23 protein-coding genes and 1 pseudogene are annotated in these 24,597 nt (G+C 40.1%); all 24 read left to right on the top strand.

Features of this window, described 5'->3' with window-relative positions; translation table 11 throughout:
• The first annotated feature begins 1 nt into the window (after position 1).
• Entirely contained in the window at positions 2 to 1,183 is a 1,182-nt protein-coding gene (locus tag K4I03_RS02830; RefSeq protein ID WP_112384675.1) for a phage major capsid protein, read from the top strand.
• Between the two features lie 8 nt (positions 1,184 to 1,191).
• Positions 1,192 to 1,473: a head-tail connector protein gene (locus tag K4I03_RS02825; RefSeq protein WP_227963667.1), complete on the top strand. Its 282-nt coding sequence runs from the start codon at positions 1,192 to 1,194 to the stop codon at positions 1,471 to 1,473.
• Positions 1,473 to 1,817 carry a head-tail adaptor protein gene (locus K4I03_RS02820; RefSeq protein ID WP_227963666.1) on the top strand — a complete coding sequence of 115 codons (345 nt, stop codon included), beginning with the start codon at positions 1,473 to 1,475 and terminating at the stop codon, positions 1,815 to 1,817. Before K4I03_RS02825 ends, K4I03_RS02820 begins: the two co-directional genes overlap by 1 nt.
• Entirely contained in the window at positions 1,804 to 2,172 is a 369-nt protein-coding gene (locus K4I03_RS02815) for an HK97 gp10 family phage protein (RefSeq protein ID WP_227963665.1), read from the top strand. Before K4I03_RS02820 ends, K4I03_RS02815 begins: the two co-directional genes overlap by 14 nt.
• Positions 2,169 to 2,486, top strand: coding sequence for a hypothetical protein (locus tag K4I03_RS02810; RefSeq protein ID WP_227963664.1), 318 nt, complete (start codon positions 2,169 to 2,171; stop codon positions 2,484 to 2,486). Before K4I03_RS02815 ends, K4I03_RS02810 begins: the two co-directional genes overlap by 4 nt.
• Before the next feature lie 14 nt (positions 2,487 to 2,500).
• The gene (locus tag K4I03_RS02805; RefSeq protein WP_101771492.1) at positions 2,501 to 3,079 is read left to right on the top strand and encodes a major tail protein; all 579 of its coding nucleotides are present in this window, start codon (positions 2,501 to 2,503) and stop codon (positions 3,077 to 3,079) included.
• A gap of 2 nt (positions 3,080 to 3,081) precedes the next feature.
• The gene (locus K4I03_RS02800; RefSeq protein ID WP_227963663.1) at positions 3,082 to 3,501 is read left to right on the top strand and encodes a hypothetical protein; all 420 of its coding nucleotides are present in this window, start codon (positions 3,082 to 3,084) and stop codon (positions 3,499 to 3,501) included.
• Positions 3,502 to 3,539: 38 nt separating this feature from the next.
• A complete protein-coding gene (locus K4I03_RS12545; RefSeq protein WP_048800147.1) occupies positions 3,540 to 3,665 on the top strand; it encodes a hypothetical protein in 126 nt (41 codons plus the stop codon).
• Between the two features lie 23 nt (positions 3,666 to 3,688).
• On the top strand, positions 3,689 to 6,805 hold the full coding sequence (locus K4I03_RS02795; RefSeq protein ID WP_227963662.1) for a phage tail tape measure protein: 3,117 nt from the start codon (positions 3,689 to 3,691) through the stop codon (positions 6,803 to 6,805).
• A complete protein-coding gene (locus K4I03_RS02790; RefSeq protein WP_227963661.1) occupies positions 6,802 to 7,530 on the top strand; it encodes a phage tail protein in 729 nt (242 codons plus the stop codon). The genes K4I03_RS02795 and K4I03_RS02790 overlap by 4 nt, the downstream gene beginning before the upstream one ends.
• Positions 7,530 to 10,823: a phage tail spike protein gene (locus K4I03_RS02785; RefSeq protein WP_227963660.1), complete on the top strand. Its 3,294-nt coding sequence runs from the start codon at positions 7,530 to 7,532 to the stop codon at positions 10,821 to 10,823. Before K4I03_RS02790 ends, K4I03_RS02785 begins: the two co-directional genes overlap by 1 nt.
• 12 nt (positions 10,824 to 10,835) lie before the next feature.
• Complete coding sequence (locus K4I03_RS02780) at positions 10,836 to 11,057, top strand: hypothetical protein (protein WP_227963659.1); 222 nt, start codon at positions 10,836 to 10,838, stop codon at positions 11,055 to 11,057.
• On the top strand, positions 11,047 to 11,388 hold the full coding sequence (locus K4I03_RS02775) for a hypothetical protein (protein ID WP_227963658.1): 342 nt from the start codon (positions 11,047 to 11,049) through the stop codon (positions 11,386 to 11,388). Before K4I03_RS02780 ends, K4I03_RS02775 begins: the two co-directional genes overlap by 11 nt.
• On the top strand, positions 11,385 to 11,786 hold the full coding sequence (locus tag K4I03_RS02770; RefSeq protein WP_227963657.1) for a phage holin family protein: 402 nt from the start codon (positions 11,385 to 11,387) through the stop codon (positions 11,784 to 11,786). The genes K4I03_RS02775 and K4I03_RS02770 overlap by 4 nt, the downstream gene beginning before the upstream one ends.
• A 1-nt stretch (position 11,787) precedes the next feature.
• Positions 11,788 to 12,738: a LysM peptidoglycan-binding domain-containing protein gene (locus K4I03_RS02765; protein ID WP_227963656.1), complete on the top strand. Its 951-nt coding sequence runs from the start codon at positions 11,788 to 11,790 to the stop codon at positions 12,736 to 12,738.
• 143 nt (positions 12,739 to 12,881) lie between these two features.
• On the top strand, positions 12,882 to 14,105 hold the full coding sequence (locus K4I03_RS02760) for a recombinase family protein (protein ID WP_227963655.1): 1,224 nt from the start codon (positions 12,882 to 12,884) through the stop codon (positions 14,103 to 14,105).
• Complete coding sequence (locus K4I03_RS02755) at positions 13,993 to 15,357, top strand: recombinase family protein (RefSeq protein ID WP_457853175.1); 1,365 nt, start codon at positions 13,993 to 13,995, stop codon at positions 15,355 to 15,357. Before K4I03_RS02760 ends, K4I03_RS02755 begins: the two co-directional genes overlap by 113 nt.
• A gap of 94 nt (positions 15,358 to 15,451) precedes the next feature.
• Positions 15,452 to 16,159 carry a hypothetical protein gene (locus K4I03_RS02750; RefSeq protein ID WP_227963654.1) on the top strand — a complete coding sequence of 236 codons (708 nt, stop codon included), beginning with the start codon at positions 15,452 to 15,454 and terminating at the stop codon, positions 16,157 to 16,159.
• 321 nt (positions 16,160 to 16,480) lie between these two features.
• A complete protein-coding gene (locus K4I03_RS02745) occupies positions 16,481 to 17,275 on the top strand; it encodes an HNH endonuclease (protein WP_227963653.1) in 795 nt (264 codons plus the stop codon).
• Positions 17,276 to 17,723: 448 nt separating this feature from the next.
• Complete coding sequence (locus K4I03_RS02740) at positions 17,724 to 18,815, top strand: hypothetical protein (protein WP_227963652.1); 1,092 nt, start codon at positions 17,724 to 17,726, stop codon at positions 18,813 to 18,815.
• Complete coding sequence (locus K4I03_RS02735; protein WP_227963651.1) at positions 18,812 to 20,107, top strand: hypothetical protein; 1,296 nt, start codon at positions 18,812 to 18,814, stop codon at positions 20,105 to 20,107. The genes K4I03_RS02740 and K4I03_RS02735 overlap by 4 nt, the downstream gene beginning before the upstream one ends.
• A gap of 205 nt (positions 20,108 to 20,312) precedes the next feature.
• Positions 20,313 to 21,854, top strand: a complete 1,542-nt coding sequence (gene gggC / locus K4I03_RS02730) for a streptosactin export ABC transporter GggC (RefSeq protein WP_227963650.1) — start codon at positions 20,313 to 20,315, stop codon at positions 21,852 to 21,854.
• 1,152 nt (positions 21,855 to 23,006) lie between these two features.
• Positions 23,007 to 23,240: a hypothetical protein gene (locus K4I03_RS02725; RefSeq protein WP_045773285.1), complete on the top strand. Its 234-nt coding sequence runs from the start codon at positions 23,007 to 23,009 to the stop codon at positions 23,238 to 23,240.
• Positions 23,241 to 23,527: 287 nt separating this feature from the next.
• Positions 23,528 to 24,592: pseudogene (locus K4I03_RS12600) on the top strand (recombinase family protein).
• Positions 24,593 to 24,597 lie beyond the last annotated feature (5 nt).

The raw sequence follows: 24,597 nt of genomic DNA, 5'->3' as shown, positions 1-24,597 counted from the left end.
CATGGGAAACATTCTAGAATTAAGAGAAAAACGAGCACAGGTATGGGAGAAAGCAAAAAACTTCCTGGATACCTGTCGGGATGATAAGGGGCTGGTTTCTGCAGAAGATACGGCTCGTTATGAAGAAATGGAAGATGAGGTTGTTCGTCTTGGTAAAGAGATTGAACGCTTGGAACGGCAGGAAGCGCTGGACAAGGAGCTAGCCAGTCCGGTTAGTCAAGCGATTGTTGCTAGTCCAACCGTAGGCGGAGGAAATCCCAAAGGAGGTCGGTCCTCTAAAGCCTACAACACAGCTTTTTGGAACAATATCCGCAAGAAAAACTTCTATGATATCGAAAATACCCTCAGTATTGGAGATGACTCACGTGGCGGTTACTTGGTTCCAGATGAATATGAGAAACGCCTGATCCAAGCTCTTCAAGAAGAAAACTTCATGCGGAGTCTCGCAACGGTCATTCAGACTTCAAGCGGAGAGCGTAAGATTCCAGTTGTTTCAGGGAATGGTGAAGCGACTTGGATGGATGAGAACTCTAAGTTCAAGGAATCAGAAGATACCTTTAGTCAAGTAACGCTTGGTTCTCATAAGGTTGGAACAGCCATTAAGATTTCTGATGAGCTGCTCTATGATTCCGTCTTTGATTTGGAAAGCTACATGGCTAATGAATTTGCCCGCCGGATTGGTGTCAAGGAAGAGGAAGCTTTTCTGATTGGTGATGGGACAGGTAAGCCAACCGGAATCTTCCAAACGGTCACTGAAGGGGCTACGAGCAGTGGAGCGACCATTACCTTTGACGATGTCATGGATTTGTATCACTCGCTTAAATCACCTTATCGGAAAAATGCAGTATGGATTTTGAACGACTCCACCGTAAAAGCTTTACGGAAACTCAAGGACAATAATGGTAACTATATCTGGCAGCCATCTGTTCAAGCTGGTGTTCCAGATATGATTTTGAATCGTCCTTATTTCACCTCTAGCTTTGTGCCAACCATTGATACAGGTAAGAAAGTATTGGCTTTCGGTGACTTTTCTTACTACTGGATTGCGGATCGTCAAGGACGTTCCTTTAAGCGTCTGAATGAGCTTTACGCAGAAAGCGGTCAAGTTGGCTTCCTTGCTAGTCAGCGCGTGGATGGTAAGTTGATTCTGAATGAAGCGGTTAAAGTCTTGACCATGAAATGAGGTCTCTCATGAAGATTAGTTTGGAGGAAGCAAAGAACTATCTGAGAGTCGAACACTCAGAGGATGACCACTTGATTCAAGTCATGATTTCTGCCAGTGAAGAGCTGTGTTCCGGTATCCTACGCAAGAATCTGGAGGAAGTGACGGAAGAAAAAGAAGTCGACTTCCTTCAGACGATTGTTTTGTTTGGGACAGCATACCTTTATGAGCATCGGGAAGAAGGAGGGCAGGAAAGCCTGGTAGAACTCCTCAAGGCTCTTCTTTCTGCCCACAGAAGGGATGTATTCTGATGAAAATAGCCCCGTTAAGCAAACGAGTTTTCTTTGAAAAACGAGTCATTGTGCAAGATGCTATTGGTAATGAAAGCAGTCAGTGGCAACCACTGTTTTCCAGGTGGTGTTCCTGCAAGGTACTTCTTGAAACGGAAGGCACTGCCTCATTAATGGTCAAGAATATTCATCAGTTACGCTTTACGCTGCGCTACGACCCTGCTATTCAAGAATTGGATAGCAAGATTACTCGTCTTCGTTTTGCGGAGAAGCTTTATAATATCAAGGCCATTGATTCGTTGACTTATCCTCAGAAGATAATCTTAATAGACGCAACAGAGGAGGTACAATATGGCAACCATTGACCCATCTGAATTAGCTCGGGCTGTTCAAAAGGAGTTAGAGGATTATGTGGAAAGGTCTACTGAAACAGTGAAAGCAGTGGTGGAAGACAGCACGCAGGAAGCCGTCAATGAGTTAAAGCAAGGTTCTCCTAAAAAGCGGGGGAAATATGCTCGAGGCTGGACCTCTACTGCGACGAAAGAAACCAATTTAGCACTGACAAAAACGATTCATAATCGAACACCAGGACTGACACACCTCCTTGAAAATGGTCATGCCAAACGAGGCGGTGGCAGGGTTGAAGGAATTCGGCATATTGCTCCAGTTGAAGAAAAGATGATTCGCCAATTTGAAGAACGCTTGAAGGAGAAGTTATGAAGAAAGATGAGTGGTTTTCATTCTTAAGCAGTCTAGGTCTGCCATGTGCTTACCATCATTTTGAGGAGGGGCATAGTCCGGCTCCTCCCTTTTTGGTGTATTGGTTTCCTGCTTCTCAGAATTATGGAGCAGATAATTTGGCTTATCACAAAGGAAGTCAAGTAAGACTGGAACTCTATACTGATAAAAAGGACCTTGGGTTAGAGGAGAAAATAGAAATAGCATTCGACAGTCATTCTCTCTTTTTTGACAAGGAAGAAAGCTACCTAGATACGGAAAAGCTGTATCAGGTTATTTATCATTTGAATCAATAGAAAGGAATAATCCGATGGAGAAAAATAAAGTAACCTTTGGTTTGCAGGATGTTCATTGGGCAGAAGTAACCAAAGAAGGAGATGATGGGGCGCTGACCTACGGAACGGTGGAACGGCTTCGGGGTGCTGCAGAGCTGACCTTGGAGCCACAAGGAGATTCGGGTTCCTATAAAGCAGACAACATCAATTTTTATACGACAGAATCCAATGATGGCTATGAAGGAACTCTGAAACTGGCTCTTTTGACACAGGAATTTTTGACCCGAGTGTTGGGAGAAACTATCGACGCCCAGAGTAAAGTCATCTCAGAAATTGCAAGCAGTGAGAAGAAAAACTTTGCTTTGATGTTCCGATTTGAAGGGGATAAGAAAGAAACGCTTCATGTGCTCTATTATTGTTATGCAAGCCGGCCAACCGTTGCTTCTAAAACAAAGAGCGGCTCAGACATCAACGAAGTAGAATTGAAATTCAAAGCCAGTCCACGTCCACTGGATAAAATCGTCCGTCGCAGGACCACAGAGGATACCCCAGAAGATGTCAAAAAGACTTGGTTCACAAAAGTCTATGAACCAACTGTGAAGCCAGGAGGTTAATCATGCGGAAAACGATTCAGTTATCAGGTAAGAATATTGAGCTTGCGACCAATGCTTACACACCAATTGCCTATAAAAAAGAATTTGGAAAAGATTATTTTCAGGACCTGTTTCAAATGTTGCAGGCGGAGTCGATACTAAAAAAAGCTGAACAGCTAGAAGAAGGCAAAACTTTATCTGCATCTGATGTGGATATGAGCATGTTGGCGGATTTTGATATAACCTTTTTCCACCGGCTCTTTTGGGTCTTTGCCAAATCAGCTAACCCATCTATTGAACCTTTTGAAGAGTTCTTTATGGGCTTAGAAGAATTTCCAATTCAAATAGTAGGACCGGTTCTGATGGAATTGTTAAATCAAGGGATGACAACCAGAAAAAAGTCGATGCGTCGGAAGAAGCGAGCAGCGAAACCTTCACGGTAGAATCCTATCTTCACTGTTGTAAAGAGACGGGGTTATCCATGTCTGATTTAAAAGAGATAACGATTGGCATGGCCTTGGACTATCAGACAGACTATGTGGAAGTGCGTACCAAAAAGGAAGATAAAACTCGCAAGGCTACGCAGGCAGACTTTGATAATTTTTGATGTGGCGGTAAGGAGGTGACGGTATGGCTGGAACCATTAAAGGAATTACAATTGAAATTGGTGGCGATACCCTTCCCTTACAAAAAGCCCTAAAAGGAGTGAACCACGAAGCCTTAGAAGCAAGCCGAGAGCTGAAACAAATTGATAAGGCACTGAAATTTGATACAGGCAATGTCACTCTCTTAACTCAGAAACAAGAGGTTTTAGCCAAGCAAGTTCAAACAACCAAAGAGAAGCTAGAGACACTGCGTCAAGCCCAATCTCAGGTAGAAGCGCAGTTTCAAAGCGGGAAAATCGGAGCTGATCAGTATCGGGCTTTTCAAAGAGAAGTTGAAATCACTCAGAACACTCTCAAAAGCTATGAGAATAAGTTAGAGGGTGTTAACCGAGCTTTGGAACAAAATGGCTCCAGTGTCACCAGCAATAAAAGTAAACTAGCAGCTTTGGGAGCGGAACAAAATCAACTGGCTTCAGAGAGTGAGAAAGTCGCTTCCTCCTTTAAGCTGCAAGAAAGTCAGCTAGGTCGCAATGCCAGTGAATCTGAAAAGCTGGCTCTTGCCCAGAAAAAGGTTGTGACTCAGTCAGAGATTGTCGAGAAACAAATTGCCAATCTAGAGCGGCAGTTAGAGTTGACCAAGGCTGAGTACGGTGAGAACTCTGTTGAAGCCAATAAACTAGAAAAGTCACTCAATGAAACCAAGACAGCTTATCATCATCTGCAAGATGAGATGAGCAGCATGAGTGGGGCAAGTGATAATGCCAACCATAGCTTAGCAGAAACTAACAATCTATTAAGGTCTGAGATTCTAGCCAACTTCAGTGAAAAACTGAGCGAAATCAGTCAGAAGCTGATTGACTTCGGAAAAGCAACACTGGAAGCTTTTCGGGAAGTGGACGAAGGGATGGATATCATCGTCACCAAAACCGGTGCCAGTGGAAAAGCGCTAGATGAGATGACAGATATTGCAAAAGGTCTTGCGACTGAAATTCCAACGGACTTTCAAACAGTGGGCAGTGCTGTTGGTGAGCTTAATACCCAGTTTGGGTTGACTGGTGATGCCTTAAAGGACGCTTCTGCGACTTTGATTAAGTACGCAGAAATCAATGGTTCGGACGTGACGGAATCAGCCATTTCTGCAAAACAAGCTATTGAAGCTTATGGACTTGAGACGAGTGATTTAAATCGAGTCTTAGATACGGTCACTTATACGGCCCAGGCGACTGGAGTCAGTGTTCAGGATTTGATGACCAAAGCTATCCAAGGTGCCCCACAAATTAAGGCTTTAGGACTTTCGTTTGATGAGGGTGTGGCTCTTATGGGGCAGTTTGAAAAAAGTGGGGTCGATTCTTCGGTTGCTCTTTCTTCTCTCTCCAAAGCAGCAGTCAACTATGCAGCTAAAGGAAAGACACTGAGTGAAGGCTTAAGAGAAACGGTCGAACAAATCCGAAACAGCACTAGTGAAACGGAAGCCTTAACGCTTGCATCCAGTATCTTTGGTACTAAAGCTGCTCCACGGATGGTGGATGCCATTAAGCGGGGGGCTCTATCTTTTGATGATTTAGCAGGAACCGCAGAAAAAGCAAAGGGAGTGGTTGCTTCCACCTATGAAGCAACGCTTGACCCTATTGATCAGTTCACCTTAGCTCAAAATGCAGCTAAAGAGGCCATGGCCGAAGTTGGAGGAGCGATTGCAGAAACCCTAGCTCCGTTTCTCCAACAACTTGTTCCGCTTTTGAAAAGTGTTGCGGAATGGTTCGTGAGCCTTCCAGAACCTGTGCGGGAGTTCATTCTGGTTGTGGGTGGATTGGTGACAGTTGCGGGTGTTCTCTTGCCCATTATTGTGGCCTTACAAGCTGCTGCTTTAGCACTTGGAACCACGATTGGAGGGATGTTAGCTGCGGCAGCTCCAATTGTAGGGATTGTACTGGCGGTGATAGCAGTTGTTGCCTTATTGGTCATTGGTATTAAGGAACTGTGGGAATATAATGAAGCTTTCAGAACGGCTGTTACTGAAGCTTGGAATGCCATCTATTCAGCTATTTCTTTCATCGTCCAGCAAGTCGTGGACTTTGTGCTGGAGATTTGGGGGACCTTGGTTTCTTGGTGGCAGGAAAATCACCAATTGATTCAAGATGCTGCAACAACAGTCTGGAATGCCATTTCGACGGTAATCACGACCATCATGGATTTAATTGGCCCTTATCTATCAGCTGTTTGGGAGAATATCAAACTCGTTGTCACAACAGCTTGGGATATTATCAAGACGATAATAGAAACCGTCCTAAATGTTATTCTTAGCATTATCACATTGATCATGCAGGTGATTACGGGTGATTGGTCAGGTGCCTGGGAAACTATTAAGCAAATTGTGTCGACTGTATGGGAAGCGATTCAGACCATTATTGGCACAATTCTTAATGCCATCTGGCAATTTATAGTGAATAGCTGGAACGGTATCAAGGACAGTGTTTCAAATATATTGTCCGCTCTTTCTTCTTTATTTTCATCCATTTGGAATGCGATTCAATCTACGCTAACGGGGATTGTTCAGGGGATTGCAAGCACACTATCCAATATTTGGAATGGTATCTTGCAGACCATCTCAAATGTCCTAAATAGCATCTTCTCAACTGTTCGAAATATTTGGGATGGCATCAAAAATGCCATTTCTGGAGCGATTGACGGAGCTAAGAATGCCGTCTCCTCTGCCATCAATGCTATAAAGAACCTCTTTAATTTCCATATCTCTTGGCCGCATATTCCCTTACCTCATTTTAGTGTCAGTGGGTCGGCGAACCCACTTGATTGGCTAAAGGGAGATATTCCACGAATCGGGATTGAATGGTATGCCAAGGGTGGGATATTAACCAAGCCAACCATCTTTGGATTAAATGGTGCGAACCTCTTAGCAGGAGGGGAGGCAGGCAGAGAAGCAGTGCTTCCCTTAAACAGAGAAACATTGGGTCAGATTGGCCGAGGGATTGCCTCTACCTTGGATGCTCTGCCACAGATTACCATTACAATTTCAGATGTTGTAATTAGGGAAGAAGCGGACTTAGAGCGCTTGGCAGAACATGTGGCAGGAAGGCTGGCAGATGAACTAGCCAGACAAAAACAATTGAAAGGATTGGGAACATGATTCGACACAATGAATTAGTGATTGATGGAGTTCATACCTCCTCTTTTCCCTTTAAGGTGATTGTAGAAAACAGCCCACCGATTGTCATGAAGGATAGTAAAACACAGCTCCTCGAACATAGAGGAATCAGCGGTGCTGTAATGGAAACTAACAAGCACCGTAATGTAATGGAGTTGGCTTTTAAAATTTATGTAGTCAAACCAAGTGAAGAACAACTCTTTCAATTTTTGACGCTCTTTTCTAAAGAACAGTTTTGGTTGGAGTGTGAGCAGTTGAAAACAGTCCAACTCTGGTGCTATAAGGTCCTTGTTTCAAAAGTTATAAAGGACAAGCATGAGGTTTATGAGATGGAAGCGACTTTCCAATGCCATCCCACAAAGTTCTTTAAAGATACAGATAGTCAGTCGTTCACTCAAAATGGTGCTCTGCGAACGAAAGGTTCGGCTTTGGCTTTTCCCAAATTGACAATAGTTGGAAACACCTCAACTGAAACCAGTTTTACGATTGGCAGTCAGGTTGTTCGTTTGGAGAAAATAGAGTCTGGTGAAACACTGGTGATGGATAACAACCCTGCCAAACCAAGTTTTAGAACCTCATCAGGAAAAAGAATCAAGTGGTCTGGTGATTTTTTGATGATTGATCCTTCAAAAGCTACAACAGTAGGTGTCGTATTGGGGACTGGGATTCAGTCCATTCGTTTTGAGATTGTCTGGGGGTGGGCTTAATGCTTTATTTATTGGATAAGGAAGTACAGACCGTTAAATGGAACGGTATCCCTCTTTATGAAGCGGTATCTGCTAGGGTAAAGGAAACGTTGAATGGAGATTTCACCTTAACCCTCAGGTATCCTATAACGGACAGCCATCTTTATCGGCTATTGAAAGTAGATAAACTCATTAAGGCTCCTGTCCCTGAATTGGGAGAACAGCTTTTTCGTATCAAGAAGCCAGTTGAGATGGATGACCACGTGGAGGTACTGTGCTATCACATCACGGATGACATCCTGCAGCATTCTATTAAGCCAATCGGAAATTCTCAAGTCGGCTGTATGACGGCTTTATCTAATATGGTCCAAGCAGCCAAGACAAGTCTTGGGCCTTTTTCTTTCACTAGTGATATTGCCAAACGCAGGGATTTTAATACGACTGAGACAACTACGCTTTATAACGTCTTGCTGGATGGTGCTCATTCCATTGTCGGAACCTGGGAAGGGGAACTGACTCGAGATAATTTTTCCTTCTCTATTCAAGAGCATCGAGGAAAGAATCGTGGTGTCATTATTACGACTCATCAGAATCTGAAATCCTACAAACGGAATAGAAGCTCCCAGAATGTTGTGACCCGTATCCATGTTCATTCAACCTTTAAGCCAGAAGGAGCTAAAGAAGAGAAAACGTTAACCGTGACCGTTGACAGTCCTTTGCTTAGTGCTTATCCCTATATTAACGAAAAAGAGTTCACGAATAATAATATCAAAACCCTTGAGGAATTGCGAAAATGGGGTGAGAGCAAATTCTATCATGATAAGATTGACCGAGAGCAGGATGCCATTGTGATAGAAGCCTATGAGTTAGATGGTCAAACGGTTCACTTGGGAGACTGGGTCACTCTAAAAAGCCGAAAGCATTATGTAGATTTGTTAAAGCAGACTGTGGCTTATGAATATGATGCGCTGGCTAAAGAATATGTCTCATTAACCTTTGATGATACTGCAAAAGCAAGTAGCCATGGCAGTTCTTCAAATTTAACAGCTGCAGCACATTCCATTTTGAATCTAGCTCAAGGCAGTCAAGAGTTGATGATTGAACGAGCCTTGGAAAATGCCAATCGGGCCTTTGAAGCTGCTTTTGAGAAGCAAGAGAGCAAGGTACTAGACGGCATTGAAAAGGCCAAAGCAAAGGCAGAAGAAATTGCAGCTCAGACTCGTGATCAGATTCAGAGTTCGTTTACTGCTTTTACGAAAACGACGGAATCTACGCTTCAAGCAATTTCCCAAAAGTCAGAAGAAGCCTTAGGGAAGGCAGGAGCTACTCAGCAAGCTCTGAACAAAGTCCAAGAAGTGACGAATCGAACAACAGCAGAACTGACGGCTTTTCAAACAGAAACTCTTCAGAAAATGGGGACTTTTGTCAGTAAGACAGAAGTTAAACAAACTCTATCTGGCCTTGAAACAACCCTCCAACAGGTTCAGGGGTATGTTTTAAAAGATGGAGAACGGAGAGAACAGCTTGAACAGTATGTACGGACAGAAACAGCTAACCGAGCTAGCGCTGTTCGAGAGCAGGTGGCTAAGGATTATGTCGCAAAATCTGTTTATTCTGAAGATGTAAAAGGCTTGAATCGTCGCTTTGAAAGTCTGCAGATAGGGGGACGAAACTATATCCGTCATTATGATTTTGATGGCTTGTTGCCCCTCATTTCCAATGTGTCCGAATGGAAGTTTGAACGGTTACCAGATACGAATGCTAAAAGTGGCTACCATCTCAAAGCTACCTGCACAAAAGCTGGGAATGGTGGTTTTCATAAGCCTATTTTTGACATGAGAGGAACGGAATGGCAGGGGAAGAAGATGGTTTATGCGGCAGACATGAAAGCTAGTCGTTCGACTGTGGTTCGCTTTGGTTTTGAGACAGGCGGTGTTTCAACAGTGACGCTTCAAACTGACTGGCATCGGTTTGTGCATCCCTTTACCGTGAAGTTCGAGAAATTTTGGTCCTGGGTTTGTTATTCAAATGGTTGGCAAGTTGGTGATGTTCTCTACATTCGAGACCCTCAATTGGAAGATGGGACAATTGCGACGACACCGAGTCCAGCTCCAGAGGATGACCGGCAATACACAGAAACCAAGATTGCTTCTTATTCTCAAACAGTGGAGGGACGCTTTTCAGAAATCATGCAGGCAGTCAATGGCAAAACCAACAACAGTGACTTTCAAAAGGTTCAAGAAACAATCAATCTGTACTCACGCGTCATTGGTTCAAAAGAAGATACCGTTAAACATAATCTGGCCCAGATTGTGTTGACTGATTCTTCCTATGTGACCAAGGTGACGGATTTGACCCAGAAGGTATCAACTGTTCAAACTCAGCTGGCGAATAGTTGGTCGGTTCAGCATTTGACTTCAAATGGGACGGTCTTAAACAGTTTGAATCTATTAGCGAATGGAGTGAATCATATCCATGGTAGACTTACTCATATCACAGGGCAAACTTTAATTGACCATGCCGTGATTAAGTCTGCTATGGTGGATAAGTTAAAGACAGCCAACTTTGAATCAGGATCAGTCACAACGGCTATCTTAAGTGCAGAAGCAGTGACAGCTGAGAAACTGAAAGTGGACGATGCCTTGTTCAACAAGTTGTCTGCGACGGAAGCCTATCTTAAGAAACTCTTTTCAAAGCACGCCTTTATCAGTCAGGTTCAGTCGGTAACTTTATCTGCGAACAAGATATCAGGCGGTATCCTAACAGCCATTAACCGAGCTATGGAAATCAGTCTCAATGCGGGTCAGATTTTGTATTATACAGACCAAGCAGCATTGAAACGAGTTCTAGCTGGTTATCCAACCCAGTTCATTAAGTTTGCGACAGGAAATGTGGACGGTAAGGGGAGGGCTGGTGTGACAGTTATTGGGTCTAATCGCTATGGCAGTGAAAGCTCTAATGATGGTGGTTTTGTAGGTATTCGGGCTTGGAATGGGGTTAATGTTGACTCGCTCGATGTGGTTGGGGATGAATTGTCTTTTGCCAGTTCTGCCTATGATAATAAAGACGGCTGGGTTATGACAACAACAGGTAAGCTTCAGTTGCGTCCAAGTAGAAAACAGGATAGACGAGACTCAACCATTAACGTTGGGGACGTTTGGCTTTATCTGGATACTAGTGGAAATTATGTATCCCTTCATGAGGTTCTTCAACGCATGTCTAATAGTATTGGAGTGCTGTATGAATATCGTGGGAGCCATGGGGAGGGCTATCCTGGCTGGTGGGACACCAGAAGTTTAGTTGGCCGTTTATAAGAAAGGAAATAAATGAACCAAGAAGAAATTAATCAGGCTCTTCGTTTAACCATTGAAGAGCTGACCAGAAAACTGGCTGATGAGATGACTTCAAAGAACCTCTTAGCCATTCAATTGACTCAGAAAGAGGAGGCTTATCAAGCTCTCCAAAAGGAAAAAGAAGAACTGGAAGCCGCTCTTGAAGAAGTGACAGCTCCAGAAGAAACACGCGGAGGTAACAAAGATGGAGAATAAAGAATTATTGCCGGACCTCAGCAAAATCACAGAACCCTTTGATTTAGCTGCAGCTCTAACCTATATGCGGGAGAATGGCGAATTCATTCGCTGCAAAAATGAGGGGGAGGATTTTTATATGTACCGAGAAGTACAAAAGCGTCCTGTGATTAAAGAAGGACGACGTCAGTTGATGGAAGTCGAAACAGTGGGAGCTCTAACTCAGTGGGGAGCGACAGTCCCTACCATGAATTTGTCTGAGTTATTCCATAAAAACTTTTATATCATGCAATTTGATGAAAAGGGAAATCCCGACTGGAGTGAACCGCATAGAAAGGAAAATGCATCATGAAGCAGTTAGTTTTTGCGAATAAAGTCCTATTTACTACGGTAGGAGGACTTTTAGGAAGTGTTTTTGGCGATTGGGATGGTTTTATTTTTGCCTTGATTGTCTTCATATCTATTGATTATATCAGTGGGTTGATGGCAGCCATTGTTGAGAAGAAACTTTCCAGTGAAGTTGGTTTTCGAGGGCTTTTTAAAAAAGTCATCATCTTGATGTTAGTGGCCATGGGGCAGATTATTGACACCCATATTCTAAAACAGGGTGGCATCATCCGAACCGCTATTATTTTCTATTACCTGTCTAATGAAGGTCTCAGTATTATAGAAAATGCGGCTCGGATTGGGCTGCCAGTTCCAGAGAAACTCAAACAAACTTTGAAACAATTAAAATCGGAGGAAAAATAAGATGGCATTATTTGGAGTAGATATCAGTGAGCACAATGGCTTTATTGATTTTGATCAGTTGAAGAACAATGTTGACTTTGTGATTATTCGTTCGTCTTGGGGTAGCTTTGCGGAAGACCTGCGTGCACGGCGAAATGCTTCTGAATGTGAGCGGGTTGGCATTCCGTACGGTTTTTACCATTATAGCTATGCCCGAAACTTGGGAGAAGCACAAGCTGAGGTCAATGCCTTTTTGAACTTTGCCCGGCAATTCCATCCTTCTATGCCGCTTTATATTGATATGGAGGATGCGGACGGATGGAAAGCTAACAATGGGGGCGTAAGCTGGGAAACCTCTACGGCTATTTGCCGACTGTTTTGTGACAATGTAGAAGCCGCTGGTTACTGGGCTGGTGTCTATGCAAGCCTGTACTGGTTCCAGAATATGGGTGACTTGTCCCGCTATACGAATTGGGTAGCTCAATGGCAGGTGGCTGCTTGTACTGTTCCAACAGATATCTGGCAGTTTACCAGTGATGGAATTGTTGGCGGTATCAGTGGCCGAGTAGATTCCAATTATATGTATCGAGATTTGCGTTCTGTTTATACTGGACAGGTGCCAGAACCTCGGCCAGAAGTGCCACAGCAAGCAACAGCCCCAGCGTCAACTGGGGCTTACACGGTTCAAGAAGGGGATACTTTATCGGCTATTGCGGCTCTTTATGGGACAAGTTATCAGGAATTAGCAGCTATCAATGGGATTGCCAATCCTGACTTGATTTATCCGGGACAAGTCTTGCAGGTGACTGGAAGTTCGCAAGCACCTAGCAGCACCACTTATACAGTTGAAAGTGGCGATACGCTTTCAGCCATTGCGGATATGTATGGTACTAGCTATCAACACTTAGCGGCTATCAATGGAATTGAAAATCCAGACTTGATTTACCCCGGTCAAGTACTGCGGATTGAATAAGCCGACAGAGGCTGTGTGGATATTCCATGCAGTCTCTTTACATATACAGCATTTGGATTTAAAAAATGCTTGAATGAGTGGGCTGAATACTTGATAAATTCAGACTTTAGAGTGATATATAGTAAGGAAGAAAGGAGAGTGGGATGAAGCCAGAAAAGAAACGAGTCTGTGCTTATGCGCGGGTTTCAACCATGACAGAAAAGCAACAAGATTCCCTCACCAATCAGCAAGCCTACTATAGCCATCTCTATCAAAATAAAAAAGATGTTGACTTTATCGGGGTTTATTATGATCAGGGGATTTCGGGAAAACTAGCTAAGCGCCCAGGCTTTCAGCAGATGCTGGAGGATTGCAGGTCTGGAAAGATTGATGTGATTCATACTAAGTCCATTTCCCGTTTTGCCAGAAATACAGAACTCTTGCTTGAAGTAAGCCGAGAGCTGAAAGCCATCCAAGTGGATATCTTCTTTGAAGAACAAAATCTCCATACCTTGTCAAATGAGGGGGAAGTCATGCTTACGGTTCTTGCCAGTTACGCAGAAGAAGAACTGCGGAATATGAGTGAGAACCAACGCTGGGCTTTTCAGAAGAAGTTCCAGCGAGGAGAGCTGGTAATTAACACCAAGCGCTTTTTAGGCTATGACAAGGATGAGAATGGTGAGTTAATCATCAATCCTGAAGAAGCTAAAATCGTCCAACGAATTTATAACCTTTATTTATCTGGCAAGGGAGTTCATGCCATCGCAAAGCTTTTCAATGAAGAGAAAGTTGCTACGGTAGACGGTGGGCAATGGTATTCAAGTACCATTACCAATATTCTAAAAAACGAAAAATATAAGGGTGATGCAATCCTTCAAAAATACTTTTTTGCGGAAATCAAGGCCAAACAACGACTCAACCAAGGTCAAGTTCAGCAGTACCTGATTACGGATAACCATGAAGCCATTGTATCCAGAGAAGATTGGGAAACCGTTCAAAAGCGCCTGCAACAGAATAGAAAGGCAAACCTAAGCTTTGATTACAACCGGCGGTATCCTTTGAGTGGCTTATTGAAATGCGGGCATTGTGGCTCTACTTTAAAACGGCAGAAGTACTACAAAGGAAAGGTTGTATGGGTCTGCAGCAAGTATATCCGTGAAGGAAAAGCTGCCTGTATTGGTATGCGCGTGCCGGACAGTGCAGTTCAGGATTGGAGTGTCTATGAACCCACCGTGGTAAAGGAGGAGAACATCAGTGGCCAAAAACATTACAGTTATTCCTGCCAAGAAAACGATACAAGTCGAGCAGAAGCAACACATTCAGAAAATTCGGATGGCGGCTTACTGCCGAGTGTCCACAGACCAAGACGAACAGCTATCAAGCTATGAGAACCAGGTCCGTTACTACCAGGACTACATTCGGCAGAATCCTCTCTACGACTTGGTTGATATTTATGCGGATGAAGGGATTTCAGGAACCAATACCAAAAAACGTACTGAGTTTAATCGGTTGATAGCAGACTGCCGAAAAGGCAAGGTGGATAGAATCATTGTGAAGTCTATCAGCCGTTTTTCCAGGAACACGCTGGACTGCTTAAAATATGTCCGAGAGCTTAAAGAGCTAGGAATTGGGGTCACTTTTGAAAAGGAGAATATTGACAGTCTGGATGCCAAAGGAGAGGTGCTATTAACTATTCTTTCTTCCTTGGCCCAAGATGAATCCCGGTCCATATCAGAGAATGCGACTTGGGGGATTAGAAAGAAGTTTGAACGAGGCGAGATAAGAGTCAACACAACCAAGTTTGTAGGATATGACAAAGGAGACAATGGAAATCTCGTCATCAATGAGGAGCAAGCCAAGATTGTCAGACGAATCTTTCGGGATTTTTTACAAGGAGAAACGCCAGAAAGTATAGCAAGAACTTTAAAAGAAGAAGGGGTTCCAGGTTGGAATGGGAAAGCTAACTGGTATCCGACTACCATTCAAAGAATGCTTCAAAACGAGAAGTACATGGGAGATGCCCTCTTGCAGAAAACCTATACGGTGGATTTTCTGACCAAGAAGCGCAGTGAGAACCAGGGACAGGTCAACCAATACTATATCGAGGGCAACCATGAAGCCATTATTAATAAGGAAGAATGGGAGTTGGTTCAGCTCGAGGTGGAGCGGAGAAATCAGTTTAGGCAGGACAATCACATCAATTTTTACATTATTCAGTGCGAACAAAACCCGTTCACTTGCAAAGTATTCTGTAAAGAATGCGGTGGTCTGTTTGGCAGAAAGAACTGGACCACGAGCAGAGGGAAACGTCCTGTCTGGCAGTGCAATAACCGGTACAAGGTTAAAGGAGTTCAGGGCTGTATCAATCGTCATATTGATGAGGAAACGCTGCAGCAGGCTTTCCTCAGGGCCATCGAGGTTCTTCGAGAAAATAAGGGAAAGCTAGAAGAAAAGTGGGCTAACTTTAGCGAAGAACAAAAGCTGGAAAAGTATCATGCGGCGCAATTACAGGAGATGCTTGATAGTGATCAGGAACAATTCAATAGAAGAAAGATGTGCCAGGTGCTTGAGAAGATTACTCTTGGTGAAGACGGCAGTATCTCTATCAAATTTTTAGAAGGAACAGAAGTAAATTTATAAGGCCATAGTTAAGAGAGGAGGTGCTCTAACTATGGCCTTTTTTGCGTTTATGGGGTAAAATAGAACTAGTAATTAAACAGAGGAGAAGCCCAGAATGAGTAGCATTGATGAGCCATCACAATCCAATAAATCTGTAAACACTAAAATATTAAACGAGGACTATTTTGAAGAGCTTGATAAGAAGTTAAGTAGATTTAAAAACTTAAGGACTGAAGCAGTTGAACTTTCTAAAGGTATAATTGGTAACAATTTATTCCAGAAAGATCAGTTTTTTACATCTGCATTGGGAAAATTAGTTGATGTGTTGGATGGTCTCTCAATAATGCTTAGGGAAAGAAATATTTCTTGTTCGGGAGTTTTACTTAGAGTTCAATTAGATAATTTGATGCGAGTGTTTGCAGCTTTTATATCGGAGGATAGAAAGAAATTTATTAGCAGTTTTTTAGAAGGAATCTCTATAAATAGACTAAAAGATGATGATGGGAAATTAATGACGGATGTGAGGTTGAGAAGCAGACTGGCTTTGTACTGTCCTAAGATTGATAAAGTATACAAGGAAATGTCAGGCTTTGTTCACCTTTCTGATTCAGCTTATGAGAAAACTTGGTGGTCTATTCAAGATAATGGTAAAAATGTGGCAATAGGTATTCCGGCTAGAGAGGAGCTGAATCCCAAGCTTCTAGAAATTGCGGATTCGTTTATCTATTTTGTAGAGATAGAATTTGAATTATTCGATAAGGTAGTAGCTTCAAAGATTGTTGCAGATGAAGAACTACAGAACAAGTCTATTTTGAATGAATGACTTACGTTTAATGGTTTAATTCAAACATTCAGATGCGCCATATTTCGTTTCATAGTATAGGAAGCTAACGTCAGCACATGTTGAGGCGGTATCACTGCTTATTCGAGCTGAGACCTCAGTGAAGTAGAAGCAGATGTTCCGCCTATGGAATAGGACTCGTAGAATGGAGGGAAACCGACGAAATGATACGGTAAGTCCGAACTACTAAGGTAATTTAATAGAATAAAAGTAAGGCAATAACAAGAGTAGAAATCATTGTTTCTAATGTTTTTTCTGTATTTTTAATATAAATGTAATAATATTTTATTTACGGAGGGAAATATGAGTAAAATAACTAATCCAAATTTAAATGTGGTAATGGAGTATGCTTCATTAGTTATTAAATCAAGTACTGACACTGATCAGTCTATGGATGTGTTTTTTTGGTTAGAAGATTATTATGAAGATGTATTGGAGTGTTGGATTAAGCCACAAAAAGTTACAGCGATACATAAATACATTGAATACCTTGTTGTTTATTCTATAGAATGGTTGCTTGATAAGCATTTTCCAGTAGAAGGAATAAAGGAAATGTTTTCAATTCTTGAAAATTACGATATTGATTATTCTAAAGTGGGGAGATTGGATATTTCTGAATTTGCTTATGATGACTCTACAGAAGAGTTAGAAGAATATGCGACCCAGTTATTTAAACTTTTTTTTGATGTTGCGCTTGACCATTTTGTTAATGATGTGTTTACTAATTTATTTTGGAATAAGAATTTCTTATATGAGTTTAATTTCCAATGTGCTCAGTATATCAGTAAAATAGAAAAAGACAAATATCCCGAGATTCTAAAAGAAAATGGGATTTTATATCGAGCGAAATATATACCCGTTTGGTTAAAGAATGCAATAATTTATAGAGATAAGTATAGATGTTCTATTTGTGGTTGTGACCTATCGAAAGCACATACAACAGTGACAAAGGAAAACTTTGACCATATTATCCCTTTACAAAATGGAGGAAATAATGATCCATCCAATTGGCAACTTACTTGTGAACAGTGTAATAAGTCAAAGGGGTGTAGGAGTAATAACTTTACCAATGTTGTTATGCCATTTTGGGAAATGTAGTATTGTTTTACGGTATTAATTTAAAATCATTTTCACTTTTATTCGTCAGATAGTAAAGAAGAAAGCTTTCACCACGTGTTTAGACGATATCACTGCTTGTACCACTTGAGGTATCAGCGAAGTAGAAGTAGAATAGCAGTTTATATTCTTACGGAAAATCTAGAAATTTTTATAGAAAAATATTATGGACTGAAAGAAGTTGATAACTTTTTAGAATATTACTACAGTTAACAACTAAAATTGTTAGTTTGGAGAATAAAATAGGATTTTAATGGGTTAATTATATTCTAGGTATTGGATGGAATCACTATCGAAAAAGAAAATGTTTCTGTTAAATTTTTAGATGGAGCAGAGATAGAATTGTAAGAGACTGTGACTGTTTGGTTGCATTCTTTTTGTGGCTTTAGTGGTATAATGAACTATATAAGTAAGCTGTTTGGAGGACTAAATGATTGATAGTAATGATGCGAAGAAAGTGGAAAGAGATTCTATAAAAATTGCGGTAAACAACGTAGCAAAACTTTCTGAGAAGATCAAATTGGGACAAAATATTGCAGCTATTTCTATTTTGTCTGATACTCTTAGTAGCTTTCAGTCAGCAGTAAATTCTTCCGATATTTCAGGATTCATTGCGACTTCAATGCAATTAAGTGCATCTAAATTAATGAATATAGCTAATTTTACGACTCCTTCGGCAAGTCTGACTTCATCAATTCAAATGGATAAAAGTGCTATCGATGCTATGTCAGAAGTAATTGCTTCGTACAATAATATGTTGTCGAGTACACACTTGCAAGCAATTCAAAACATTGCAGAATCCACTAAAAAGTTAATTGCTAGCTATCAGATTGATTATTCAAAGATTTTTAGTAACATCAATGAACTTTTAAAGTCACTGCCTTCGACATACACAAATGAGGAAATTAAACAGATTATTTCTGGAGTTAAACTTTTGGCAGAAAGTGGTTGGGTTATTTATTTTCGTGATAAAAATGTTTATCAGCATATACTTGCTGAGGAATGGAATTACTTGGAGGAAGAATGGATTGAGTTACTTAGGTACAAACTAAGAGATAGGGACTTTATTATTGACTTGCAAAAGTCGGAATGTTACTCAGAAACCTTAGTAAAATCAATGGTTGAGTGCTATTTAAATCAAAATTTCTATGCAGCATACACTTTAGGCAGTTTGGCGATTGATGGCGGACTAAATAGAGTTTCCGAAAGGACTTCTTCAAGCAAGAGAATACCCGTTGGGTATAAAGCGGTTGAAGAAATTGATACTATATTTATCGAGAAGTCGTTTAGTGATGTAGGGCTAATGCATTGGTTGTATAATTTTTTCAAAGATACGAATAGATTTACACTTGATGAACCAAATAGACATATGGTGGGACATGGTCGTTGGGAGAAGGAAATCGAAGAAAAAGATTTTTTGAAATTATTTAATACAATATTGTATATCTATGATGAGTATGATAAGTGGTTAGAAAACTTAGATACTATTGGACAAAAAATTATGAGAGAGTTGAAAATATGAAGATCAGTAAAATATTTAAATATATGTTGCTACTTATAGTGGTAGCACTGTTACCATTTTTTTGGAAAATTATAGTTAGTGAAGTTATTTCTACTAATTTGAACGCTTCTCAAGGAAATTTGTTACCTCTAACTTTTATATATTGGATAGAATTACTTTTAGTATTACTCATATATGATTTAGTAATAATAAAGATTTTTAGCAAAATAAGTTATTGGTTAAATAGATTGGGACGATATGCAATAAGAATGAAAAAGTTAGGGATTACCCTTTACATAATTAGATTGAATTATTATTTACTAAGACTAAGTCGATTATTACGTTTAGGTTGGGTAACTTATGGTAGTGGTGAAAAAAGTTCAGTCTGGAGAGGGTTATCTAAGCTCTCCTTGACTCAGTTATTAGTTAGTATTTTTAGAATTATAATAAGTGTCCCTATGCTCTTTGCATTTTTATTTGCTTGTTTTTCATTGAGAATATTGAGAGGAGATATTGATTATTATTTGTATAAGCTTCAAGAATTTCTAAGAGGTATTTTACAAATGAAAGTAAATATTGGTGATATCTTTTCAAGGTTACCAGCCCTTGTAGCTTTGATGACGATATTACCAATCGTCTTTTTCTTCTATTTCTATAGTCAAAAACGTGATGTTCGAAAAATGATTGATAAGGAAAATAGTCAATATTTTGAAGAAGTTGTCTTATTGTACGAAAAATTATTGATTTGGATTGATAATCATATTTATCAATTATCTGAGAATTTTGATTATATTATTAATTGCCAAGACTCAATTGTTGAAATGTTTTTAGAAAAGGAAATTCCTAACTATAGTGCATTAGTTGGGAAGAAGTATTATATACCCAGAGAGATTGAGACATTTAGATTTGTTGAGATAACTGATTTGACTGAGTTTCGAGAAATTATGAGTAAATTATCTAGTGATAGCTTAAGGAAATATACACGAATATTCTCAGTTAAACGATTTGATATCTGGTATCTTAATTTTTTTGATTTTCCTTTATTGAATAAAGAAGAGGAAATCGAAAGATCTTTCTATACTAAAAAGGGGATGACTTCTAAATTAGATAAACGCCACACTTATCCGTATGATTTTACTCAAGAGAAAATTGAGAAGAGGAGGAAAGAGGAACTTTCTCTTTTATCTTGGTCTATTTATGACGACTTGGAGTTATTATACAGGTTTAAGAGAGCAAGTGATTCGTTAAGAAAATATCTTTATTCTTCAACAACAGAGCGACTGCTACTAAAAGCATTAAATAAAGATAAATAATTTCATTCCATAGTATAATTTTAAACTTGGCTGACTATATTCGTTCTATGGTGCAGGGATGCTATATCACCACATGTTGAGTGTGTAGCTCTGCTGGTGAAAGCATAGGAACATTTTAGATAAAGGTTTTTTAAGCCCTTATATCCCCGTCTAGATAAAAAAAGACCATCTAAGTTGGTAAATAACTTCAGGAGGTTTATACGCTATGCTTAGATCTTATGTAACTAAAAAGTATTTATTCTTCTATTTTGTGGCGATTATGATTACTTGGCTGGAGGCTGTCATTACACCCGCTTTGATTCAGTATATTGTCTCTAGTTTTACCAATCACCAGTTGCATTTGCTGTGGCAGGTCTTGATTTGGGGGATTGTGGGGAATTTGATTCTCTTGCTGGGTTTGGCGGGGAAACGCTATTACTATGCACGAGTGCTGACGGACTTCAAGTCGGGCATTAAGCAGGCTATCTTTCAGACTTTCTTATATAGCCGTCGGATAGCGGATGAAGAGGTTTTGTCCGACCTGGAAAATGATGTGAAACAGCTAGAAGATAACTATATTGAGCCTACTGTCATTATCATTTCTTCTTTGGGATTTACAACTGTCTCCATCTGCTATGCTCTCTGGACAAATTTTTATCTCGGCTTGCTCTTTATCATTTTTTATTCGATACCGGTTCTTTGTAGTAGCATAGGTTCCAAACGCTTGGATGCGATTTCTGAGCAGAAGTCCCTAGCTAACCAGAGCTATGTCTCTCAAGTGACCAATATGATTGCGGGTGCTCGTTCCATACGGCATTATCGGGGACAAAGCTTATTTTACAAACTGTTTTCCAAAGATTTGCACAAGGCTTTAGAGCAAGAAATCGCCTATGAAAAGCAACGGACGCTAAACAGTCTCTTTATCAATGGGATTGATGCTTTTTGCTCGGTTGCGCCTATTGTCATTGGTGGTTTCATGACCTTTTATAACTACCTATCTGCAGCCAGCTTTGTTGGGATTTACCTAGTATCGCATAATATTGGCTACCAATTTCAGGAGTTATCTTACTTTATCAATACTAGAAAATCAGCCAAGTCTCTCTGTGATAAGTATCAAAAATTGCTGGGAGAGGAGTGGAAAATGCCTTCTGTTCTTGAAGGTTCCGTCTTTCCTATCCAGCTAGATCAAGTCAGCGTAGAGCGTGATGGTCGAGAAATCCTAGCCCCTTGCGACCTTACCATTGGGGAAGGGGAAAAGATTGCCATTATCGGAGAAAGCGGGTCTGGGAAAACAACCTTATTGAACCTTATCTATGGAGAAATCAAGCCTAGTCAAGGTCGGATTCGTTACCATGGACAAGAGCTAAGCTCGGATGAACTCTATCAGGCAGGAGCCTACATTCTCCAGTCAAGTCATATCTTTGATGGATTGACACTAGAAGAAAATATCGCTTTGGGACAAGAACTTGATTCCAGAAGGATGGAAGAGATTCTGCAGCAAACCGGTTTGAAAGCTCTCCAAGGTAAAACACCCAGCAATCAAACTCTGTCAGGCGGTGAGAAGCAGCGGCTAGAAATTGCCCGCGCGCTCTATCAGAATCGCCAATTTATCCTGGCTGATGAGGTCAAAGCCAATCTGGATCTTAAAAACCAAGAGAAAATCAGCCAGCTTCTCTTCTATCTCCCACAAGCACTTGTAGAAGTGATTCATCACTACAGCGAAGAGGACTTGAAGCGCTATGATAAGGTGATAAAACTCGATAAATAAAATGATACATAGTTTACAAAATAAGATGATTAGCTTTTTTCCATTTATAATATACAATAAAGTTAACTAAGGAGTATAGAAGAGCGATGTAATGGATAATAAAAAAAACTCTGTCTGAAAATATCAGTATAAAAATGTTAAACGAAGATTATGTTGAAGAACTTAATTGGTTAGTACAACGATATCAAATTTTTAATTTATGAGATTAGAATAGTGTTCACTGTATTGAATTTTCAAATGTTCTTCCCCTAAAATATCAAATATTCTAATATGCTTCATGATAGTATTGAGAGAGAAAAATTTAGAGACCTCCTGAACTTTGTCTACGTTGGTAGAAAAGCACATTAGTTACGTTTAATGGTTTAATTCAAATATGCTGACCCTCTACATTTCGTTTCACAGTATAGGTAGCTAACGTCAGCACATGTGGAGTGTGTAGGTTTGCTTGTAAAAGCCTAGAAACCTTTTGATAAATCGCAATAATGAAAAGCTTTGATTTTAAGGATTTTTGTGATGTATGAGGAAGTATCAGACTGAGAGCAACAGTTGAGTGTCTTGGTCCGATAGGTGGTGTTACTGAGTTTTTATTTCCATTTACACTTAGGGTATACATTTATTACTAATGAGCATGGCTTTATGGGAATGAATGTGTACCCTCTTATATATGAAACTTAGGCAAGATTTGGTCTTGGGGAAATTTGTAGATGTTGTTGATGAATTTCTTAACATAGCTTGAGGTGTTATTTTTGAGAACATTAAGAGTAAAATTATGATTGTTTATTTGAAAATTTCATGATAGAATAAGATTGAAATATTGAATCCTCTGTTATCGGGGATAGGGGTTCGACTCCCCTCCTCATCATTTGCTGCTAACCGATATTTCAGACTCCTCGACCTTTTTGCTTTTGTCCACACAAGTTGGTATAGAAATACTTATAGACTTAGTAAGCGATGGGTTGTTCAATGCATTGAATGTAATGGAGGGCAAGATTATGGCGTTAATAATTTCGCAGGGTTCAAAATTTATAATGTGTCTCGTCGCAGCGGTGAGGAGCTTCGGTAGCGTTTATGCAGAGCTAGCGAGACACTACAAAAGAGTATTGCAGATAATGGAATACTCTTTTGTAGTGTTATATAGATTGGAGTTATATTGTGGTAGATTCTATTATTGCTAATGCGTTAAAAAGTGGGATCGATAGTCCTAAATATGAAGGATTTGATGCCTGTGCTTACTTAACTTTTGATATTCTTACTGGTGAGAAAGATAAGTTAATAACGAAAATTTCTTCGGGTGAATATCTTTCTTCAGAAGAACAGTATTTTTTGGCAAGACTTGATAAACTTATGAAAGTTCTCAATGAAGAATATAACGAATTTAAGTTTTAATCTATAGATTAGAGTAATTTGAAGTGGCTGGGCAAAAAATGTCCAGCCTTCGATGTTTAATAGGCGTAACTGTATGACGCAGTGGTTGATTGGTATGTTCGTTCGCTTTTTAAGCTCCAAAGATGACCTAATCAACTGTACGGGGGTGGGAAAACGAACTCTTTTTAACCAGTCAGGGTTCTTTCCCACTCCTTTTATTTTATATACTACAATTGTAGGTTTCTGGAAAGGAGATAAAACATATGGTAAGAAGGAATCCAAGAAAGACTACTCACCAGCAATAGCGTATTCTTGACGCATTCGAAAATGAACATACAGCTGAAATTATTCTAGCTAAGCGTGAGTTTACTGATGTAAAGACTACCAAGTTGCGCGTTGCTGCATATTGTAGGGGGAGCAACTTTGATGAATCACAGTCTGGGAGTTTTGGACTTCAGAAACAAACCTATACTGAAAAGATTAACAACAATCTAGACTAGGAACTTGCTGGTATTTATGCGGACCAAGGTGCTTCAGGTACAACTATTAAGCGGCGTGAGCAATTTAAACAGATGATTGATGACTGCCGTGAAGGTAAATCGATTTAATAATTGTAAAGAGCGTTAGTCTGTTTGCCCGTAATCAGTTATACTTTATTGGTATCTATCAAGAACTTAAGGCTCTACCAAATCCAGTGGGAATTTATAACGAGGATATCAATCTCAATACCCTAGATACAAATAGTCATTTTATTATTGGAGTTATGTCCATCGTTGCTCAAGGTGAAAGTGAGCAAAAGAGTGCATCAATCACTTGGTTGGTAATAGAACGATTTAAGAGAGGAATACCAATCATTCCCACTCATAATTTACTCGGCTATACAAAACCAATATGGACGTATTGTGATATATGAGTCAGAAGCAAAAATAGTCCGATTCATTTATGACTCATATATCGATGGCATGTCTGTTCGAGAGATTGTAGAGTCATTAATGGATAGTCACATTCCTACAGTCATAGGACTAGATAATTGGTCTAACCTAGCAATCTATAACATTCTTAAGAATGAGAAGTACAAGGGTGAAATCATCATTTAAAAGACTTTTACTGTTGATTGCTTCAGTCATAAGTCTCGTAAAAACAATGGTGAGAAGCCTAAGTATCATCTAAAAAATGGAATTCGCTCAATCATACCAGGATCTAGATGGGAATTAGTGCAAGAACTTCTTAAACTGCCAAGAAGATCGAAAACTACAAATAAAGCGATTGCACCAAAACTCTACATCAAAAAGCTTAAAACAGGTAAGTTGAGGAAGTATATTGTACTTGACCCTAGTTGGAAAACTAAGGATATCAAAGAAGTATTTAAATAAGAAAG

Origin of the sequence: Streptococcus sanguinis, from assembly GCF_020729725.1 — a bacterium.
In the GTDB taxonomy this organism is placed as follows: domain Bacteria; phylum Bacillota; class Bacilli; order Lactobacillales; family Streptococcaceae; genus Streptococcus; species Streptococcus sanguinis_V.
The sequence above is the reverse complement of the archived record's forward strand: the minus strand, read 5'-3'. Positions and strand labels throughout refer to the sequence as shown.

Coding starts and splice junctions, on each gene's coding strand:
- K4I03_RS12545 (WP_048800147.1), top strand. CDS start 3,540: ATGTCTGATTTAAAAGAGATAACGATTGGCATGGCCTTGGACTATCAG.
- K4I03_RS02750 (WP_227963654.1), top strand. CDS start 15,452: ATGAGTAGCATTGATGAGCCATCACAATCCAATAAATCTGTAAACACT.
- K4I03_RS02820 (WP_227963666.1), top strand. CDS start 1,473: ATGAAAATAGCCCCGTTAAGCAAACGAGTTTTCTTTGAAAAACGAGTC.
- gggC (WP_227963650.1), top strand. CDS start 20,313: ATGCTTAGATCTTATGTAACTAAAAAGTATTTATTCTTCTATTTTGTG.
- K4I03_RS02800 (WP_227963663.1), top strand. CDS start 3,082: ATGCGGAAAACGATTCAGTTATCAGGTAAGAATATTGAGCTTGCGACC.
- K4I03_RS02785 (WP_227963660.1), top strand. CDS start 7,530: ATGCTTTATTTATTGGATAAGGAAGTACAGACCGTTAAATGGAACGGT.
- K4I03_RS02805 (WP_101771492.1), top strand. CDS start 2,501: ATGGAGAAAAATAAAGTAACCTTTGGTTTGCAGGATGTTCATTGGGCA.
- K4I03_RS02770 (WP_227963657.1), top strand. CDS start 11,385: ATGAAGCAGTTAGTTTTTGCGAATAAAGTCCTATTTACTACGGTAGGA.
- K4I03_RS02790 (WP_227963661.1), top strand. CDS start 6,802: ATGATTCGACACAATGAATTAGTGATTGATGGAGTTCATACCTCCTCT.
- K4I03_RS02815 (WP_227963665.1), top strand. CDS start 1,804: ATGGCAACCATTGACCCATCTGAATTAGCTCGGGCTGTTCAAAAGGAG.
- K4I03_RS02745 (WP_227963653.1), top strand. CDS start 16,481: ATGAGTAAAATAACTAATCCAAATTTAAATGTGGTAATGGAGTATGCT.
- K4I03_RS02735 (WP_227963651.1), top strand. CDS start 18,812: ATGAAGATCAGTAAAATATTTAAATATATGTTGCTACTTATAGTGGTA.
- K4I03_RS02740 (WP_227963652.1), top strand. CDS start 17,724: ATGATTGATAGTAATGATGCGAAGAAAGTGGAAAGAGATTCTATAAAA.
- K4I03_RS02765 (WP_227963656.1), top strand. CDS start 11,788: ATGGCATTATTTGGAGTAGATATCAGTGAGCACAATGGCTTTATTGAT.
- K4I03_RS02760 (WP_227963655.1), top strand. CDS start 12,882: ATGAAGCCAGAAAAGAAACGAGTCTGTGCTTATGCGCGGGTTTCAACC.
- K4I03_RS02780 (WP_227963659.1), top strand. CDS start 10,836: ATGAACCAAGAAGAAATTAATCAGGCTCTTCGTTTAACCATTGAAGAG.
- K4I03_RS02795 (WP_227963662.1), top strand. CDS start 3,689: ATGGCTGGAACCATTAAAGGAATTACAATTGAAATTGGTGGCGATACC.
- K4I03_RS02825 (WP_227963667.1), top strand. CDS start 1,192: ATGAAGATTAGTTTGGAGGAAGCAAAGAACTATCTGAGAGTCGAACAC.
- K4I03_RS02775 (WP_227963658.1), top strand. CDS start 11,047: ATGGAGAATAAAGAATTATTGCCGGACCTCAGCAAAATCACAGAACCC.
- K4I03_RS02810 (WP_227963664.1), top strand. CDS start 2,169: ATGAAGAAAGATGAGTGGTTTTCATTCTTAAGCAGTCTAGGTCTGCCA.
- K4I03_RS02830 (WP_112384675.1), top strand. CDS start 2: ATGGGAAACATTCTAGAATTAAGAGAAAAACGAGCACAGGTATGGGAG.